The 17,105-nt window shown below is 63.4% G+C and carries 19 protein-coding genes and 1 pseudogene; 5 read left to right on the forward strand and 15 right to left on the reverse strand.

Annotated elements, in window-relative coordinates; translation table 11 throughout:
- The first annotated feature begins 14 nt into the window (after positions 1–14).
- The gene (locus tag B4U45_RS22665; RefSeq protein WP_075545898.1) at positions 15–479 is read left to right on the forward strand and encodes a DUF3237 domain-containing protein; all 465 of its coding nucleotides are present in this window, start codon (positions 15–17) and stop codon (positions 477–479) included.
- Positions 480–630: 151 nt separating this feature from the next.
- Here B4U45_RS22665 and B4U45_RS22670 read toward each other — a convergent pair whose 3' ends face one another.
- The 3 genes from B4U45_RS22670 to B4U45_RS30545 form a co-directional block, all read right to left on the reverse strand.
- Positions 631–1,503, reverse strand: a complete 873-nt coding sequence (locus B4U45_RS22670; protein ID WP_071321539.1) for an NmrA family NAD(P)-binding protein — start codon at positions 1,501–1,503, stop codon at positions 631–633.
- Positions 1,504–1,565: 62 nt separating this feature from the next.
- On the reverse strand, positions 1,566–1,790 hold the full coding sequence (locus B4U45_RS22675) for a hypothetical protein (RefSeq protein ID WP_131808264.1): 225 nt from the start codon (positions 1,788–1,790) through the stop codon (positions 1,566–1,568).
- Positions 1,727–2,470 (reverse strand): tyrosine-type recombinase/integrase, encoded by a 744-nt coding sequence (locus tag B4U45_RS30545; protein ID WP_080691691.1) that lies wholly within the window; start codon positions 2,468–2,470, stop codon positions 1,727–1,729. The genes B4U45_RS22675 and B4U45_RS30545 overlap by 64 nt, the downstream gene beginning before the upstream one ends.
- Before the next feature lie 631 nt (positions 2,471–3,101).
- Here B4U45_RS30545 and B4U45_RS22685 point away from each other — a divergent pair.
- On the forward strand, positions 3,102–4,364 hold the full coding sequence (locus B4U45_RS22685) for an ATP-binding protein (RefSeq protein ID WP_075545896.1): 1,263 nt from the start codon (positions 3,102–3,104) through the stop codon (positions 4,362–4,364).
- Between the two features lie 191 nt (positions 4,365–4,555).
- Here B4U45_RS22685 and B4U45_RS22690 read toward each other — a convergent pair whose 3' ends face one another.
- From B4U45_RS22690 to B4U45_RS22710, 5 genes are all read right to left on the reverse strand, one after another.
- Positions 4,556–5,341: an enoyl-CoA hydratase/isomerase family protein gene (locus B4U45_RS22690; RefSeq protein WP_075545895.1), complete on the reverse strand. Its 786-nt coding sequence runs from the start codon at positions 5,339–5,341 to the stop codon at positions 4,556–4,558.
- Positions 5,342–5,354: 13 nt separating this feature from the next.
- Entirely contained in the window at positions 5,355–6,455 is a 1,101-nt protein-coding gene (locus tag B4U45_RS22695) for an NAD(P)-dependent alcohol dehydrogenase (protein ID WP_075545894.1), read from the reverse strand.
- 87 nt (positions 6,456–6,542) lie between these two features.
- Complete coding sequence (locus B4U45_RS22700; protein ID WP_075545893.1) at positions 6,543–6,869, reverse strand: nuclear transport factor 2 family protein; 327 nt, start codon at positions 6,867–6,869, stop codon at positions 6,543–6,545.
- Positions 6,866–7,231, reverse strand: coding sequence for an SDR family NAD(P)-dependent oxidoreductase (locus B4U45_RS22705; RefSeq protein ID WP_075545892.1), 366 nt, complete (start codon positions 7,229–7,231; stop codon positions 6,866–6,868). The genes B4U45_RS22700 and B4U45_RS22705 overlap by 4 nt, the downstream gene beginning before the upstream one ends.
- Before the next feature lie 59 nt (positions 7,232–7,290).
- Positions 7,291–8,433 (reverse strand): acyl-CoA dehydrogenase family protein, encoded by a 1,143-nt coding sequence (locus B4U45_RS22710; protein ID WP_075545891.1) that lies wholly within the window; start codon positions 8,431–8,433, stop codon positions 7,291–7,293.
- Positions 8,434–8,740: 307 nt separating this feature from the next.
- On the opposite strand from B4U45_RS22710, the gene B4U45_RS22715 reads away from it, so the two are divergent.
- Positions 8,741–10,441, forward strand: coding sequence for a PHA/PHB synthase family protein (locus tag B4U45_RS22715; protein WP_158006307.1), 1,701 nt, complete (start codon positions 8,741–8,743; stop codon positions 10,439–10,441).
- 4 nt (positions 10,442–10,445) lie between these two features.
- Entirely contained in the window at positions 10,446–11,309 is an 864-nt protein-coding gene (locus B4U45_RS22720) for a MaoC/PaaZ C-terminal domain-containing protein (RefSeq protein ID WP_075545890.1), read from the forward strand.
- Positions 11,310–11,888: 579 nt separating this feature from the next.
- Here B4U45_RS22720 and B4U45_RS22725 read toward each other — a convergent pair.
- The 3 genes from B4U45_RS22725 to B4U45_RS22730 are packed head-to-tail and all read right to left on the reverse strand — an operon-like array spanning position 11,889 to position 12,715.
- Positions 11,889–12,314, reverse strand: coding sequence for a type II toxin-antitoxin system VapC family toxin (locus tag B4U45_RS22725; protein WP_241780182.1), 426 nt, complete (start codon positions 12,312–12,314; stop codon positions 11,889–11,891).
- Positions 12,283–12,513 (reverse strand): FitA-like ribbon-helix-helix domain-containing protein, encoded by a 231-nt coding sequence (locus B4U45_RS30550; RefSeq protein ID WP_075510669.1) that lies wholly within the window; start codon positions 12,511–12,513, stop codon positions 12,283–12,285. The genes B4U45_RS22725 and B4U45_RS30550 overlap by 32 nt, the downstream gene beginning before the upstream one ends.
- 49 nt (positions 12,514–12,562) lie before the next feature.
- Entirely contained in the window at positions 12,563–12,715 is a 153-nt protein-coding gene (locus tag B4U45_RS22730; RefSeq protein ID WP_371686971.1) for a hypothetical protein, read from the reverse strand.
- Between the two features lie 11 nt (positions 12,716–12,726).
- On the opposite strand from B4U45_RS22730, the gene B4U45_RS22735 reads away from it, so the two are divergent.
- Complete coding sequence (locus B4U45_RS22735; protein WP_241780181.1) at positions 12,727–12,963, forward strand: WXG100 family type VII secretion target; 237 nt, start codon at positions 12,727–12,729, stop codon at positions 12,961–12,963.
- 172 nt (positions 12,964–13,135) lie between these two features.
- Here the strand turns inward: B4U45_RS22735 and B4U45_RS22740 are convergent, their stop codons facing one another.
- The 4 genes and pseudogenes from B4U45_RS22740 to B4U45_RS22750 form a co-directional block, all read right to left on the reverse strand.
- Entirely contained in the window at positions 13,136–13,366 is a 231-nt protein-coding gene (locus tag B4U45_RS22740) for a DUF4926 domain-containing protein (protein WP_075545888.1), read from the reverse strand.
- Positions 13,367–13,593: 227 nt separating this feature from the next.
- A complete protein-coding gene (locus tag B4U45_RS22745) occupies positions 13,594–14,001 on the reverse strand; it encodes a hypothetical protein (protein ID WP_241780180.1) in 408 nt (135 codons plus the stop codon).
- 10 nt (positions 14,002–14,011) lie between these two features.
- Positions 14,012–14,357 (reverse strand): annotated as a pseudogene (locus B4U45_RS30555) (hypothetical protein); the annotation flags it as partial.
- 52 nt (positions 14,358–14,409) lie between these two features.
- Positions 14,410–17,085: an FAD-dependent oxidoreductase gene (locus tag B4U45_RS22750; protein WP_241780178.1), complete on the reverse strand. Its 2,676-nt coding sequence runs from the start codon at positions 17,083–17,085 to the stop codon at positions 14,410–14,412.
- Positions 17,086–17,105: the final 20 nt, after the last annotated feature.

Raw genomic sequence — 17,105 nt, forward strand, 5'->3', positions numbered from 1 at the left:
GAGGAGAGAAATCGATGCGTTTGACCTACGAATTTGAGTGGACCGTCGCGGCCGAACAGCCCTCCGACATAGGTCGACTCGACAACGGCGTGCTTCACCACCATGTACTTCCCTCGGCACGGCTCATCGGTGACCGATTGAACGCAAACAGCGTTCACCCCGGCACCGACCTGTTCCGCCAACTCGATGACGGCTACGCCGCCATCGACGTGCGCGTCCTGATGCAAACCGACGACGGAGCACTCATCCACGTCGCGTACCAAGGCTTCGTCGAACCCACCGAGGCCTTCTTACAGGCCGTCCAATCGCTCACACCAACCGAATTCACCGACCAATCGATTCGCACCACCTGGACGCTGACCACCGGCGATCCGCGCTACAACTGGGTCAACCGTGCAGTCTTTATCGGCGAAGGCCGTCTACTCCCCGCCGGCGACAACCGACTGGGCATGCAGCACAAGGTATACCGAGCCGCATAGACGAGCTCAGAAGCGTGTCGGACTTTCCTCAGGCCCGTGACACGGGTGTTTTGGTGAGGCGCGAAACGAATGATGCTCATATCTCGGGAGCACAGGCCCTGCGGAGTGGGTGGCCCGATCAACCGCGTTGGGGCGGAAGAGTTTTCAGATCCTAGGATTGAGCCTCGGAGTACGGGCTGGGCTGCCTCGCCAGCCAGCGCGACAGATCCTCTACGTCGTCGCCGAGGTCGCGAGTACGAGCGAAATCGGCGCGATAGGAAGGCGGATCGGAGAACCAACGAAACATAGCTCTGCCGTCGTCATCGTCGCCGAATACATCGAGCGGCAGCTCAACGAATGTGGCAGATTCACCAAACCGCTGAGCCACCAGGTTGGCGATCTGCTCGCCGCTAACTTCGTCGCCGGCAATCTCCACCGGCGCAGCGGCGGAGTCGCGGCGAACCAGTAGAGTCGCGGCCACGCTACCGATGTCGCGAACCGAAATCATCTGCAGCGGAACGTTTCCGGGCATGGCCATGCTGAACGCCAGCTTGCCATCCTTTCTATCGATCATCTCCAACAGGTTCTCCATGAAGAACGCCGGCCGGATGATGTTCGCGGGCACCGCGCCGATCAGAAACTCCTCGACCCGCCTCTTGCTCTCGAAATGGGGCACCCCGGACTTGCGCTCGGCACCACCAACCGAGCTGTACACGAGAAATGGTAGTTGGGCGGCGTGCGCCGCCTCGACGATAACTTTGCCGTGCGCGACCTCACCGTCGACGCCGCGCGGTCCCAACAAGCTCGTCATCGCGAAAGCGGCTCCGGCGCCCTCGAAGGCACGCCGGATGGAGTCCGGCGCATCCAACTCGGCCTCAACGACTTCCACTCCACGTCCGGCCAGCGCCCGCGCTGCAGCGCTGTCGACGCTGCGCGTAAGAGCGCGGACAGCCATCCCACGATCGACCAATGCGTCCACCGTTGCCGAACCCTGCTGGCCGGTCGCTCCAATGACCACGATGGGATCTTTACTGGTATTCGTCATGAAATCCCCCGCTATTTGCGTCTTGGTATTCGGCTGAGATGGCGTCGTGAGCGAACGCACTGTCACTGGGTGCTGCCCGGTTTGAGGTTCGCAGCGACGGCGAGATGATCGACCTGCTCGGGATCGGCGATGCACGGAAACATGATCAGCTCGTCGCAGCCCGCCGCGCTGAAGGCGCCGATGGCTTCGACCACCTCATCGCGGCTCTTCATCGCCCCCGAGATCACGTGCTTGGCATACTCACCGCTGAAGCCGTAATAGTGACCCAGGTAGGTCCTCGCGGCCACGGCGGCACCATCCCCGAGCGCGAAATAGCCCAATGCGACCAGCCGAGGCGAACCGTCTCGACCCGCCTCCTTCTACGCAGTTCGCACTCCGCGCGCGGTCTGAGCGAATTGCTCCACGTCGCCACCACCAGAAATCCACCCGCCCCCGAACTCGACGACCCGTCGATTCGTGGCGTCCCCCCGCCCCGATCAGCAGCGGAGGCCCACCTTCGTGGCGAAATATGGCCCATCCAAGTCGATAGCAGCGGCAGCTGCGCTTGGACGTCGGCGCCACCGCGATAGCACTCCAGAAGAGTGCGCACTGCGAAGGAATGACGCAGATCACCGACCCTCGGATGCGGCTGGCCGGTGGTGGTATGGATTCCGGCGGGACCGAGCAGATCGGCGAAGGTGTAGTCGATCGTGTTGACCACCAATCGGCCGCTGGCCGAGACGAAAAACGCTGACCACCCCTCGGTGCCGGCGGTGTGCTCTCGCAGCTGGCTGTAATCGCGCAGCACCGCAATTGTGGTGTGGTGCAGCAAGATCTGCCTGGATTTGTCGTATTTCGAGTTAGCGATGCGCACCACACCGGCGTCGAGGTCGACATGATCACGGTCCAGGCGTGCTGCTTCGCCAGCCCATGAACCGGCAACAACGATGACTTGCCCAGCATCAGCCCCCTTGTCGCATACATAGATTCGAGCGTGTTGCTACCCGTTGATAACGGGCGGGGCCACTAAGACGACGTTGTCTCAGATCGTCGCGCACGGCCTCGGCATCCCAGCCGGCCTTGTCCCAGTAGGTGCAGGTCGTCGGGGGTGGTGTCCGTGTGACAGGTGGCAGCACCCGCGGTGTTCGGCGATGGTCGAGTTATTTTTTCGGTCCAAGCCTGAGACCATCGCTGAAACAATGGAGACGTTGCGCTGTGTTGACGCCGTCAACGCGCCGAACCGAAAACCGCAGGTGACGAATTGCACTGAAATCGATCGAGTAAGGTCAAAGGCCCAGCTAGTGGGGTTGACGAGGACCAGATCCAGGGGTTCGAGTCCCCTTAGCTCCACCAGTGATCAATCCATCCTGACCGCGCCTTACTCTTCGCTACGACGTTAGCTGTTCGGGTCGTCTGGGTCGATTTTTGGCGACAACGAGCGGTTAGGGTGTCGCGCATTCAGGCATGGGGACATGGTCCGGTTTCCTGGCGGGATTACTTCATGGATTTTGATGTATCGCCCGCGGTTGCCGGAACGGGCGAATCTAGACTGTCGAAAACGGCGAGGATGAACTGTCGAAAACAGCGAATGAAAGTTGTCGGAAACGTAGACTGGCGTCATGTTCGACTATCGCGCACGCGTCCTCGACGCCGAGCTGTCCGAGCGGCTGACCTCGATCGGTGCTGTTCTCATCGATGGGCCGAAGGGCTGCGGCAAGACGGAAACCGCCCTCCAGCAGGCGAAGAGTTCAGTTCGCTTCGATACCGACCCGAACGCGCGGGCGCTACTGGGACTCAACCCGGACGAGCTGTTCGACCAAGAAACGCCGATTCTCTTCGATGAATGGCAGCGCGCGCCGGAGATATGGGACCAGGTACGGCGGCATGTCGACGATCTGCGCCGCCGTGGCCTGTACATCTTGACCGGATCGGCGACTCCGAGATATGAGCGCGAATTGCACTCCGGCGCGGGTCGGATCGGCACCCTCCGGATGCGGCCGATGAGCCTATTCGAATCCGGCCACTCGACGGGTGAGGTTTCGCTGGCTGCTCTGCTGCGCGGCGAAGACCAGCAAGCGAAGCGGACCGCAATGACGGTCCCGGGCCTCATGGAGCGGATCGTCATCGGCGGCTGGCCGGCGTTGCTCGATCAGTCCGAGCGCACTGCGCGGGGGTGGCTTGCCGACTACCTTGCCCAAGTCGTCGACATCGACATTCCTGAGCTCGGCACCGGCAAGCGCACTCCGGACCGACTTCGCCGTGCACTCGCGTCGCTCGGGCGATCCGTCGGGACGGCGATCAAAGTCACCGCACTAGGCGCAGACATCGCCGGTGACGATCACCGGGCTCCGGCAAAGGAGACGGTGAACTCCTACCTCGACGCGCTTGACCGACTCAAGCTGACCGAGAACTCGCCGGCGTGGAAGCCCCAGATGCGTTCGCGCACCGAACTACGCGAGGCGCCGGTTCGTTACTTCGTCGACCCGTCACTGGGCACCGCCGCGCTCCAGGTTGGATCGCGGGATCTGCTTGCTGACATCGAGGCCGCCGGATTCCACTTCGAGGCGATGGCAGTCCGCGACCTTCGCATCTATGCCCAGCCGCTCGGCGGCGCGATGTACTCCTGGCGCGAGTCTCATGGTCGCAAGGAGGTTGATGCGATCGTCGACACACCGGACGGCTGGGCCGCATTCGAGGTGAAGCTGACGGGCGACCAAAACGTCATCGACAGCGCGGCGAAGGGCCTCCTACACTTCGCGACCGACGTGGATGCCTCGAAGCATGGCAACCCGTCTGCTCTCGTTGTCGTGACTGCGACCGGCGGTGGTGGGAAACGAACCGACGGGGTTCACGTCCTGCCGATCTCGGCGCTAGGGCCGTAGCCGTCAACGCGTTGCACACCGCGGCGGCATCCGGGCGGGCTCCGCCGAATTGACGACAATACAGCGGAAACGTCAGCGTCGTACCTGATCAAATATTCTGGCTGCTCCTGGCAGTGTGCGGGTCAGGTCTCGACCCGACAGCAGCTGCAGCCGGTTTCCTTGCGTGGAGATTCGGTCCAGTCGCTCGGCGCTTAATGTGCGAACTGCGGTCGGCGCTTTTCGAGAAACGCGTTGATGCCCTCGTTTCCGTCGGAGGAATCGGCGCATTCGGCGATGAGCCGACCCTCCAACTCCATCTGTTCCTCGAGGCCGTTTTTGAACGACATCAACACCAGCTTCTTCACTGCTGACGCGGATTGCCTTGCGCCAGAAGCGACTTTCTCCGCGAGCGCATCCGTGCGGGCAGCCAGCTCCGTACCCTCGGCGACTTCCGTCACCAAGCCCCACGCCAACGCCTCAGCCGCGGACAGTGCTCGATTGGTCAACATCAACTCCTGCGTCCTGCGGACGCCGATGAGCCGGGGCAGATAGAACGACGAGCTGCCGTCGGGGCTCAAACCGGCTGTGGTGTAAGCCATCGTGAACGACGCCGACTCTGCCGCAAGCACCAGGTCGCCCGTCACCGCCAGACTGAAACCGGCTCCAGCCGCAACCCCGTTGACGGCGGTGATCAGTACCGCGTCCATCCGGGCGAACGTGGAGATGGCGCGGTGCAGGTCGTCGGCCATCGCCTTGACGTAGTCGCCGGGCGTGCTCGATGACGATGCCATCGCCCTGAGATCTCCGCCGGCGCTGAAGAATCGTCCAGCACCGGTGAGGACGACAACCTTGGTGGCACCGCGATCGCAGCGCTTGGCCGCATCAGCAAGCTCGCGGAGCAGTGTGTCATTCATCGCGTTAGCGGTATCGGGGCGATTCAAGGTGATGCGGGCAATCGGCCCGGATGACTCAAGGACGATGGCCTCGTATTCGGTCATTGCGCAACTCCAATCACGGAGTCAGCACGGCTTTGAGGATCTCGCCGCGGTGCTGTGCCTGCACCGCCTCGTTGATCTGGGCCAGCGGCATCGTGGTGATCAGCTTGTCGAACGGGAACTTGCCCTGACGATGCAGATCGAGCAGGTAGGGGATGAAGACTTGCGGGTCGGCGTCGCCTTCGATGATGCCTCGGATAGTGAGGCCGAGCAGGGGTGGCTGGAATAGCCCAACCGAAAAGACGGCCTCCGGACTGGCAGGCACGCCCAGCAACCCCAGCTTGCCCCGCACGCCAAGGCAGGCAAGCAGCTGCTCGGTGACGGGCGGCACCGCCGTAGTGTCAATCGCGTAACCGGCGCCCGCCGGTGAGATCTCTCTAATCTGGTCGGCCAGAGGGCCAGCGTTCGGGTCGATAGCATGGGTGGCGCCAAGATCGATGGCCAGCTTCCGCCTGCTCTCGTGCAGATCGATTGCGATGATGGACGTGGCCTCGCGCACCACGGCCGCCAGCACCGCGGACAGGCCGACCGCCCCCGCGCCGGCGACTACCACCGTCGATTCGGGTTGGACGTCAAGCGAATTCATCACTGCGCCGGCCCCGGTCTGGATGCCGCATCCGAGCGGCCCCACGAGTTCGACCGGGGTACCCGGCGGTAGCTTCACCACGTTGCGTTCGTGAGCCAGCGCGTGCGTCGCCAACGATGACTGGCCGAAGAAGTTGGCCCCCAATGTTGTTCCGGCAGAGGCTAACCCGGAGGATCCGTTGGGGCGCACGCCGCCAAAGTTGTATGCGAGAAAGTCCTGACAATAGGCGGGTTCACCTGTCGCGCAAGTGGGGCATGCGCCGCAGCTGTTAAAGCTGACAGCGACCTGATCACCTACGGTGAGCGACTTCACGTCGGCGCCGACCTGCACCACGGTTCCACTGCCCTCATGGCCCAGGACGCCGGGCAGCGGGAACGGCAATTGCCCGTGCTGCACCGCGATGTCGGTGTGACAGATGCCGGCTCCGGCGATCTCGATTAGCACCTCATCAGGTGCTGGGTCTTGAAGTTCGACCTCGGTGAGAGTGAACGGCGCGCCCACTTCTGGCACCACCGCAGCTGAGATTTGCATTCGTTGTCTCCTTCCTAATCTGCGGCGTTCGATGCTCCACAGTTGGACTAGCTGTCCCGGATGGCCTGTCGAGCAGCGAGAAGACCTTCATTGCCGTTCGTCCCGCGCTAACAACTCGCCGATATGCACGCCTTCGAGATTCGCGGTGAATTGCAGAACGGCGCAGCGATCGTCGAACCACTGTGCGACATAGCGGAAGTCGGCGTCGCAGAACATGAGCTCTGCGGCGCGCAAGTACCCGGCTACCTTCGCCCGACCCTCTTGTGGGGCGAATGCAGCTGGGGAGTAGAAGACGGCATCTGCGGCGAGCAAATTGTCGAGGACGTCTATCTTTCCGTGCTCCATGAACTCGAGCCATCGGGCGATCGCGGGCGCAGGCATCGGTTCTGCTTCGCTCTTCTCGGAAACGTTCATCGCGGCGCCATCCGGATCGCGCCGTCGAGGCGAATGACTTCGCCGTTGAGCATGGGGTTCTCGACGATGTGGACGGCCAACGCGGCGTACTCGTCGGCGTTGACCACCCCGGCACAGTTGACCACAATGCGCAGCGGGCCCAGCGATTCCGCGGCGTCTAGCGCCGCGGCCACGGCCACCTCGTCGGTGACGCTGCCCCCGGCGAACTGGACACGATCGCTGCCGAGCTCGGCGAGCACCTCCTCGCCCTTCAGATCGAGCGCGACGACGTGCGCACCTGCGTCAAGCAGCCGCCTCGTGGTGGCTAGACCGAGGCCGGACGTGCCTCCGGTGACTACGGCCACCGCGTCTTTGGTCTCCACTCGGCATCTCCTTTCGTTTCAGTGCGGTTCGCGCCCGCGGCTCCTCTTGCGGGAGCTGCCTAGTGACTGGCGAGACTGCGACTGATCACCAGTCGCTGGATTTGATTGGTGCCCTCGAAGATCTGCATGATCTTGGCCTCCCGCATGTAGCGTTCCACGCGGTAGTCACGGGTGTAACCGACGCCGCCGAACACCTGGACAGCGTCGGTGGTGACTTTCATGGCGGCGTCGGTGGCGACCAGCTTTGCGACGGACGCGTGCCGAGAGTAGGGTAGCCCCGCATCGCGGCGTCGGGCGGCGTCCAAGTACGTCGCGCGTGCGGAATCCACCGCTGCGGCGGCGTCCGCCAGCAGGAATCCCAGGCCCTGGTGGTCGATGATCTTGCGGCCGAAGGTGGTCCGCTGCTGGCTATAGGCGACCGCTTCATGGAGCGCGGCCTGCGCTAATCCGACGGCAATGGCGGCGATTCCGAGGCGTCCGCTGTCCAGTGCGCTGAACGCGATTGGTAGGCCCTGTCCTTCGTTGCCGATGCGCCGCTCAACAGCGATGAACACGTCGTCGTAGTGCGCCGTCGTTGTCGGCACCGCGTGCAGGCCCATCTTCTCTTCGGGTCTGCCGAAGGTGAGCCCCTCGGCGTCTTTGGGCACCAGGAAGCAGGAAATGCCTTGTGCGCCTTTGGCGGTGCGCGCGAACAGGGTGTAGAAGTCGGCGATACCACCGTGCGTGATCCACGCCTTGGCGCCGTTAACCCGGTACCCATTGTCCACGGCAGCAGCACTGCATAGCAGCGCGGCCGCGTCGGAGCCGGCCTGTGGTTCGGACAGGCTGTAGGCGCCGATCATGTTGCCGCTCAGCATCTCTGGAAGCCATGTGTGCTTCTGCGCGTCGGTGCCGAACGCGACCAACGGATGGCAGGCCAGGCTGTGGACGCTCACTGCCACCGCGACCGCCGCCCATCGTGCGGCGATCTCTTCCAACACTTGCAGGTAAACCTCGTACGGCTGATTCCCGCCCCCCCATTCCTCGGGATACGGCAGGCTCAGCAGCCCCGCGGCGCCGAGGATCGCGAAGGCCCCCTCTGGATAGGTCTCCATCCGCTCGTGGTGGTCGACGATCGGCTCGAGCGCCTTATCTGCGATTTCCCGCGTGAGACGGATCAGCTCGCGAGCCTCGTCGGTGGGCAGCAGGCGATCGACAGGCACGCGAACTCCTTTCGATGCGAAGAACAGTGCCGAATTACATGGCACGACATGAACGGTACCCAGGATTGGGGCTGCTTCGGCTCGCGAAAGCCCATTTGGGAGAGGTAGTTACGGCGAACGGGAGGTCCCCAACACTTCGCGAGGTTCATACCGTGTTGCTATGGACGCACCAACGCGAAGAAGCCGTGCTTCGAGGGCGACTCCCGTTTCGGGGACGAACGGCGCCGAGCCGAAGTCTAGAGCGGGAACGCGATCATCGAGGTCCGACAACGACGGTGGGCCGCCGGCGCAGGCGCGATCCGGGGCCGTGCGGCCGGAGATCACCGATCGCAGCGGTCAGGTGCAGAATGTCGGCCTCGACCAGCTGCTGACCGAGGCTGCCAGCGCCGAGAGCCGGTTCGTCCCCGGCGCGGAGTTTCTCAAGGCGGCCGGTGGGCTTGCGCTGCGGCCCCGCCTACTAGCGAACCAAACCGCGACGGTCGCAGCCGATCTTGCCCGGGTGATCGCGGGTCGGTCCGGACGCACTCCGCCAAAAGGTGATTCACGATTCCGCGATCCCGCCTGGACGCAAAGTTGGCTATTTCGTCGGATCTGCCAGGGGTATCTGAGCATCAGCGACTACGCGCGCGCTCTGGCCGATGAGTCAGGCTTGGACTGGGCCGACCACGAACGCCTGCGCCTGGTGGTCGACAACCTGATCGACGCGCTGGCCCCGACGAACTTTCCGCTGACCAACCCCACCGTGTGGAAGACGACGATCGATCGCGGAGGAGAGAACTTCGTCACGGGCGCACGCGCCGCAGTGCGCGATGCCCGTTCCCCGATAAAGCTGCCGGCTAGTGTCGATCGCACCCCGTTCGAAGTCGGGAAGACGATGGCCGCATCGCCCGGTGCCGTGGTGCGCCGCGATGATCGCTTCGAACTCATCCAGTACGAGCCGCGAGCCGAAGAGGTGCATAAGGTCCCGGTACTGCTCATCCCACCAATGATCAGCAAGTTCTATGTCGTTGACCTTTCGCCGGGCAAGAGCATGGTGGAGTTTCTTGGTGACCGCGGGCTGCAGCCGTTCGCACTGTCGTGGGCGAACCCGACCCGCGACAACGCAGGCTGGAACCTCGAGGACTACCTCGAATCAATCGTCGAGGCGATCGAGACCACACGCGAGATCGCCGGAGCCGACGCGGTTCACGTGGTGGCCTTCTGTGCTGGCGGAATCGCCACCACTACCGCCGTCGCGCATCTGGCCGCGCTGGGCCACATCGATCGGGTCGCGAGTCTGAGCCTTATGGTCACCGTGCTTGACGTCCGCCGCGGCGGTCCCATCCTCAGCATCGCCTCGCCCGATGTCGCCAAAGCGGCCAAAGCGAAAATCAAGCGCAAGGGTTACCTCGCCGGAACAGAGTTGTCGCGAACTTTCGCGTGGCTGCGACCCAACGACATGGTGTGGAACAACTTTGTCAACAACTACTACCTCGGCAACAAACCGCCGGCGCTCGACCTGTTGTTCTGGAATCTGGACTCGATGAACATGCCGGCGGGGCTGCACGCCGATCTGGTGGACCTCGCGCTCGCCAATCCGTTAGCGAACCCGGGTGCCCTCAGGGTGCTCGGCACGCCGATCGATCTGGCCCAGATCACCTGCGACGCCTATATCGCCGCGGGCGAAACCGACCACCTCACGCCCTGGCCGAGTTGCTATCGCAGCGTCGAAATGCTGGGCGGCAAGACACGTTTCGCTCTGTCGACCAGCGGCCACATCGCCGCGGTCATCCACCCTCCCGGGAATCCGAAATCGGCCTACCGCATTGGCGACGAGTTGTGCCCGACGCCGGAGGAATGGCTGCGGTCCGCGCAGGTGCACAAGGGCACCTGGTGGCAGGACTGGGCGCCGTGGCTCGCCGAGCGGGCGGGCGAGAAGACAACGGCACCAGACCGACTCGGCAATAGTCGGTACACGCCGCTCGACCCGGCTCCCGGCACGTACGTCTTCAAGCAGTCCCAGGGTTGATGACATGCCCATTGATGTCGATTCGGTCCTTGGCGCAGAGCTCGCGGAGCGGCAGGGCTCGTGGAACGCGAGCGATGTCATCCTCTACCACCTGGGTTTGGGCGCCGGCTTTCCGCCCACCGATCCCGCTGAGCTTGCCTATACCTATGAAGGCCAGCTCAAAGTTCTGCCGTCATTCGGGGTGATCCCTGCCTCCCCAATGTTGTTCGACATGCTGGAGCTGCCCGGCATGGACGTCGACCTGAGCAAGCTTCTGCACGGCGAGCAGGAGATGGAACTGTACGGACCTCTGCCCATCAATGGCGCGGTTCGAACGTCGGCAAGGATTCGCGACGTCGTGGATAAGGGCAAGGCGGCGCTGGTGGTGCTCGAGACCGTCACCCGCGACGCCGAGAGCGATCAGCCTCTGGTCACCAACCGGTTCAGCGCGTTCATTCGGGGTGAGGGAGGGTTTGGCCAAGGCGATGGTGCGCGATCGGCATCACCGCCGCCGGCTCCACCGGCCCGGCAGCCGGACTTCGAAGTTGACTGCCGGACCCTGCCGCAACAGGCGCTGCTTTATCGCCTGTCCGGTGACATGAACCCGATCCATGCCGACCCCGAGTTCGCCCGCAAGGGCGGTTTCGATCAGCCCATTCTGCACGGCCTGTGCAGCTACGGGATGGTCTTGAAGGCGGTGGTCGACTCGGCGCTGGACGGAGATGTCGGCCGGGTCGGACGCTACCGCGCCCGATTCGCCGGAGTGGTATTCCCCGGGGAAACGATCACCGTTCGGATGTGGCAGGAACCCGAGGCGGTGTTCGTCGAAGCGCTCTGCAAGGACCGCGGCACGCCGGTGTTATCGAACGCCGTCATCGAGGTCCGTTAGCAGCTTACTTGGGTGGCCGGATGCGGACGATGTTGCGACTGAGGGCTGTTCGAGACCCGAAAGCGCGTCCGCCGGGTGCGATCGGTTCGGTAGCCGCCCGTGTCGCCCACGTCGGACCGATGAGCACAAGCCGATCGTTCACACGTAGACCCGCGCCGAGCGTGTACTCATGGCGAAAATTCGGTCCCGCCTTGGGTGCCGCCCTACACACACACTCAAAGCCGCCACCGCACAGTCGATACGGCGGAATGACAGTCGGATCAGCCATCCGCCGCCGGGCGAACCGCCATCGTTGCGGCTCGAACGCACGAATCTCACCGGCACCCCCACACGCCCGTCGGCGCCGCCACCAACCCCACCGACGCCGCCCAACACCTGCGGGCAGCCGGCCCACCAACTACTGGTCACCATGAACTTCCGAGTGAGCCCGGCAAATTGCCTACCGGTTCGGCGAAAACCGATATTACCAATGTGACTGGCGCACCAGGACTCCGGTGAGCGCGGCAACCAGATCAACGCCGTCCCGCCATCGTCCATTGTGGTGGCGGGCCTGGTCTCCAGCAGACCCCGCGACGGCTGTCAGTAGTCGCCGACTTTGCCCAAAACATCGATCTCGCAACGGGTGCCCGAAGCCCCGGAAAGGCGTGCATCTGCGGTGACCAGTACGACGTCGAGAGCCTCGGCCAGCGCAACGTAGGCGGCATCGTAGGTTGTCAGGACATGCCGCAGTTCCCATACCCGGTGGAGCAATGGCTGATGTGGGGACCGACGCAGCGCCAGATCCGTCAGGTCCGCCACCGCGCTCGCGGCCCTGCGAGCCGGCATCCGTTTTGCCGCGACGTGGCGGCGCCACACCGAGACCACCTCGAGGTCGATGAGTTCCGGAGCAACCAGCGTCTCGTGCGCCAAACGTTCCCGCGCGAGCCGGCCGTCCGACCCGTCGTCGCCCAGCGCTACGGCCAGTACGCTCGCATCAACGACGATCACGATCAGCCCGAACGTCATCGACGGCGGCTCTGAAAGACACGCGGCCGCCGCGACGTGTGGTGATGCGGTCGAACACCTCATCCAGCGTGGGTTGATTCGCGTCGGCGATCAGCCGACTTCGGAGGTATTCCTGTAGGGATTGATGTGCGCGTGCGGCTCGCTCCCGCAGAACTCGGTGAGTGTCCTCCGGAACGTCCTTGATCTGCACACTGGGCATGGCGCTATATTGGCGCCAGGAGCGCCAAACCGCAAGTGCCCGGCTTGACTCACGAAAACTGCCGCGAAACAAGCACAATGCATACGCCGGCCGCCAGACCGCGCTCGCGCGACACGATGTGGGCGGCCAGATCGTGACCGGTCCAGCCCGCGAGCAAGGTGGGAACGGTGTCCGGCGGTATGGCCGATTTGTGGTTGGACATGCAGGAGCGCCTTGGCCAATTTCAATTCGCAAGCCGAACAGATTGCGACGGCCGTAGACCAATGCGTAGCTGAGCTGCACGGCACCTGGCAGGGTCAGGGCGCTGAGGCCGAACGTGAATATCACCAGGAGTGGGTAACAGCCGACCAGCAGATGCGCGAACGGCTTTCCGCGCTGCGGAAAAATACTGAACTAGCGCATCGCAACTACACGGCTGTGGCACAGCACAATACGGCGATGTGGCCTTGACCCCTGCGAAATGACTCATTCGCTCTCTGCCGATGACTGCACCTCGTCAACCTCGGCGCTCTCGCGTACCCGGTATTCAGTTACGGCGAAGGAGGCCGCGCGAGCGGAATCGAATATCTTGAGCAGACAGAACCAAGGCACGAGAACACAAAAGCTGAGTCGGGGCGGACGGCTACTTGTCCGGATCTGGACGCCAGACGACCTCCAGGTCCTCTTCGCGAACTGTGACCAAGGCTTGGGTGATACCGTCGGCGTCTGAGAATTCCACTTCGTAAGCAGGGGGCAGGTCGCCATGCGAAGACTTCGTATAGTCCAACACGACTGCCCCCCTTGAACCGGCCGGAAGGTTGTACTCCAACAGTGGCCGCCGCAATTGGACTACATCGTGTTCTTTGGGTTTCATGTCTGTCGTTCTCTCATCTACTGGCAGGAATCGCCGTCACCAAAGGCACGACTCCGTCATTGCCGCGTATCCATGCAAGTGTTACGTCAATAATCTTTCCATTCGCTCCCGTGATTGAGATTACTTGATTGTATTTATCCCATATTGTGTCACACCCGTTTGTACAGCTTTGCTATCGTTAGAAACGATCTGCCTGGCAAGGTCGGATTCATTCTGGCGGGTGAAACCTAACGCCTGCTCGAACCATTTCGCCTTGGGACCCCCACCGGGTGGTCTGGATCAAGTAAGTTGTACTCGTCAACGGATAAGGTGAGTGTTGAAGCTGGGCTATTTATGTCTAAGTATTGATGACCACGGCCCTCAGCATCAATCAGGGGTTCTATTAGATCAAGGAGTTCCACTAGTTTTGCATCGTCGAGTCGCCACACTACGGTTCGCGACCACTGCTCGATATCGGCCGCATTTTCTTGCCGGGTTATTTGATGTTCAATTCCATCGACCTCGAAACTCGCTTGGCCGTTTTTTTGCGCTGAGATCACAGCCGAATTAAACATACGCATTCCCGCACGATCCGCATAAGCTAGAATGGCTTCGTCGCCACAGTAGCTATCGGCTTTCACGCGAAAGACGGCCATTCTTCTCCAATCATTTGGGAGATGGGAGATCTCCGATAGGAATGTTTGCCACCGAGAGTTCGCGGTGGCATGAGGATTATAATCCCAATGCGCATTGGGCTATCGATCTCCAGGAAAGTAGCGCCATTCGCCACCGTTTTCGTCCCAGAGGCTCTGGCCGCCGAGGGGCTTTTCGCTAGGGCGACTGGCCGGTCCCACCTCCGGGTTCCCCTCGGCAGGAGGGGAATTGCCGTTCGGAGGCAGCCCTCGGTTCGGTTGTGGGCCTGCCGGACCTGGGCGGGCGGGGGCTCGCCTTCAACTTGGATGCCTAAGTCCCGCAAGCGTGCTCTGATCGCGGTTTGTCGCTCAAGGAGGGAACGCTGTGCCCAGATGAGTTACAGATACGAGCGCAGTGCCCGAAGCGCCGCGCTACGCCCCGGTGAGCGTGGCCGCTGACAGCTGGTGCTCCCGCCGGCTCCCCTTGAGCGCATGACTACGACAGACGTCGAACGGATCCCAGTCAGGACCGTGTGCCGGCAGCGCGGCAGGATCGCTGATGACCTCGCCGGCCCAGAAGGCTTTGAGCAGGTCGCGTCCGAGAATGTGCGACGCGGTGCCGACACCGCCGCGCAGGGTGAACGCGATGCCGAAGAGGTACACCGTCGATGCACCGGCCAGAAACAGACCGTCGATCTCGGTGCGCACCGACAGACGGCGCCCGGGTCCGATCTGGTCCTTGGCGAGCTCGGGTCCGTACGGCATCCGCGACAGCGTGAAGCGCTCATGGGTCAGCGGCGTGGCCGATTCCTGCCACACCACATGGCCATTCAGTTCCGGCAGCGTGTCCAGAAGCCGCTCCATGACGGTCTCCTCGATTTCCGCCTTGCGCTTGATGTAGGTGGGCGACCACTTGTAGTCGGTGCCCTTCATGGGATCACCACCGCCCCAGAACTCGTATTCCGCGGGGACGGCCATGAAGGCTTCGATACTGCTGTGACCGGCCGCTCCGAAGTGTCGACGGCCACCGGTTTTCAGCGTCGGTGAGCTGATCGCCAACCAGCCCCGCGGATCCCACTGCCCCGCGTCGAGCATGTCGTAGGTCGTCTGGAAGTCGTAGCGGTCATGGAGGAGGTAGTTCGTCGCCGGCCGCGTTGCGGAGATGTCGATATCGGCGGCGATGTAGGTGGAGAAAATCGAATGGGGGCGCCGCAAGTTCCGGATTCGGTCAAGTGTGCGGCGGCGCAGATGCTGAGGTGCGATGAGGTCCTGGAAGGTGCGATGGGCATCGGCGTTGCTGACCACGACGTCGGCGCGGATGGTTTCGCCGTCGGTCAAGGTGACACCGGTAACCCGGCCCCCTTCGACGTCGATCGAGCGCACCCGTGCCTTCGTGCGGACCGTTCCGCCATGTCCGAGGATCACCTCGACGAGGTTGGCGGCGAGCACCTGACCGCCCTGGGTGGGGAAGTACGCGCCGGCCTTGAAGTAGTGCCGCAAGAGCACCGCCACCAGCAACGCCGGCGTCCGTGACGGCGGCGTGTTGTGCAGATGGATCAACGACAGCAGCGCGGCGCGGGCATGCGGGCCGAGCCGGTGGCGGTCGAACAGGCGGCCGATCGGCTGCTCCAGTGCCCGCACGATGACAGCCAACTCGCGCGGGCGTCGGGCCAGAGGTAGTACGACCCGTACCGAGTGCGGGACGTCGTTGATGCGGTCGGCGCCCTCACCGATGACGCGCAGTTCCGCGACGCAGCTGCGGAGCCCGGCGGCGTCCGCCGGAAAGGTTTCGGCCAGGTTCTGGGCGAATCCGTCCCAGTTGGTCGGCACCCGAAAGGTGTGCTCCGGCAGCACGACGGTGTCCATCCCGTCGTCATCCAACCGAGACCACTCGATGCGGTCCTCGACTCCCAAGCCCCGAAGAACCGTCGGAATGAGACCATCCGAACCGGGCACGCACCCGCCGACGTAGTGAACGCCACAATCGAACTCCCACTTGCCCTTACGTCGAAACACCTGGGAGCATCCGCCGAGAATCTCATGCTGCTCGAGCACCAGAACGGACTTGCCCGACGCCGCAAGACACGCCGCGCTGGACAAACCGCCCAGTCCCGATCCGACCACGATGACGTCGTAGCGGCGAGGACTGCCGGAGCGGCTGTCCTGCGAGGCCGCGACCAGCTCTGGCACCCGGGTGAGCTTGTGACGCGGGCGTCCCTCGGCGCGGCCGGCCCGGCGTTCGCTGAGATCGATCGCATTCCACCCGGTCAGATCCACGACGTCTCGTCTACGCTGCCGTAGCCGCGCAGCAACCGCAGGCCGATCGAGTGAGCGGTCGGTGGACAGCAGACCGGCATCGGCGTCGTCCAGCAGTGCCCGCACGGTGTCGCGGGCGCACTTCTTATTGGTCCCGATCACGCCTGTGGGTCCGCGTTTGATCCATCCCGTGACGTAGCTCCCCGGGCGCCCTACTACGCGGCCATCGGAGTGCTCGATGACGCCGTGAGTGTCGTCGAACGGCAACCCCGGCAGGGGATTTCCCCGATAGCCGATGGACCTGATCAGCAGGCCCGTCGGGATGACGTCCGTGGCAGCGGGCTGGGCCTTCGTCCGCGTCCAAAGCAAGCCCTCGACCTTGTCGGCGCCCATGACCTCTGTCGGCGTGCACAGGAAGCGCAGTGCTATCCGTCGGCGTGCGTTCGTACGACGGTTGGCCGCGTACTGGACCAGGAGGTCGTGCTTGCGCCGGACTGGCCCATGGCCGGGCGTGTCCTCGGCGAGCGCCAACTCGCCTGCATCCACGGCGATCTCGACGTCGTCGAGTCGGCCGAGTTCCTCCAGCTCGGCGTTGGCGAATGCGGCATGAAGGTGACTTCGACGGCCCATGACGACGACTTCTCGAATTCGACTGTCTTCCAGCGCCGCTAGGGCGTGCGGAGCTATGTCGGTGTGCCGCAACTCTTCTGGGCGCAGGCACAGCACCCGCGCTACGTCGAGAGCGACATTGCCGTTGCCGATGATCACTGCCCGCTCGCTGCCGAGGTCGACGTCAAGGTCGGCGTGATCGGGATGGCCGTTGTACCAGCCGACGAACTGACGCGCCGCCACGCCCGAAGTTACGACGGGTT

It is taken from the genome of Mycobacterium persicum (assembly GCF_002086915.1).
Classification (GTDB): domain Bacteria; phylum Actinomycetota; class Actinomycetes; order Mycobacteriales; family Mycobacteriaceae; genus Mycobacterium; species Mycobacterium persicum.

Coding starts and splice junctions, on each gene's coding strand:
- B4U45_RS22665 (WP_075545898.1), top strand. CDS start 15: ATGCGTTTGACCTACGAATTTGAGTGGACCGTCGCGGCCGAACAGCCC.
- B4U45_RS22670 (WP_071321539.1), bottom strand. CDS start 1,503: ATGACGAATACCAGTAAAGATCCCATCGTGGTCATTGGAGCGACCGGC.
- B4U45_RS22685 (WP_075545896.1), top strand. CDS start 3,102: ATGTTCGACTATCGCGCACGCGTCCTCGACGCCGAGCTGTCCGAGCGG.
- B4U45_RS22690 (WP_075545895.1), bottom strand. CDS start 5,341: ATGACCGAATACGAGGCCATCGTCCTTGAGTCATCCGGGCCGATTGCC.
- B4U45_RS22695 (WP_075545894.1), bottom strand. CDS start 6,455: ATGCAAATCTCAGCTGCGGTGGTGCCAGAAGTGGGCGCGCCGTTCACT.
- B4U45_RS22700 (WP_075545893.1), bottom strand. CDS start 6,869: ATGAACGTTTCCGAGAAGAGCGAAGCAGAACCGATGCCTGCGCCCGCG.
- B4U45_RS22720 (WP_075545890.1), top strand. CDS start 10,446: ATGCCCATTGATGTCGATTCGGTCCTTGGCGCAGAGCTCGCGGAGCGG.
- B4U45_RS22725 (WP_241780182.1), bottom strand. CDS start 12,314: ATGACGTTCGGGCTGATCGTGATCGTCGTTGATGCGAGCGTACTGGCC.
- B4U45_RS30550 (WP_075510669.1), bottom strand. CDS start 12,513: ATGCCCAGTGTGCAGATCAAGGACGTTCCGGAGGACACTCACCGAGTT.
- B4U45_RS22730 (WP_371686971.1), bottom strand. CDS start 12,715: ATGTCCAACCACAAATCGGCCATACCGCCGGACACCGTTCCCACCTTG.
- B4U45_RS22740 (WP_075545888.1), bottom strand. CDS start 13,366: ATGAAACCCAAAGAACACGATGTAGTCCAATTGCGGCGGCCACTGTTG.
- B4U45_RS22745 (WP_241780180.1), bottom strand. CDS start 14,001: ATGGCCGTCTTTCGCGTGAAAGCCGATAGCTACTGTGGCGACGAAGCC.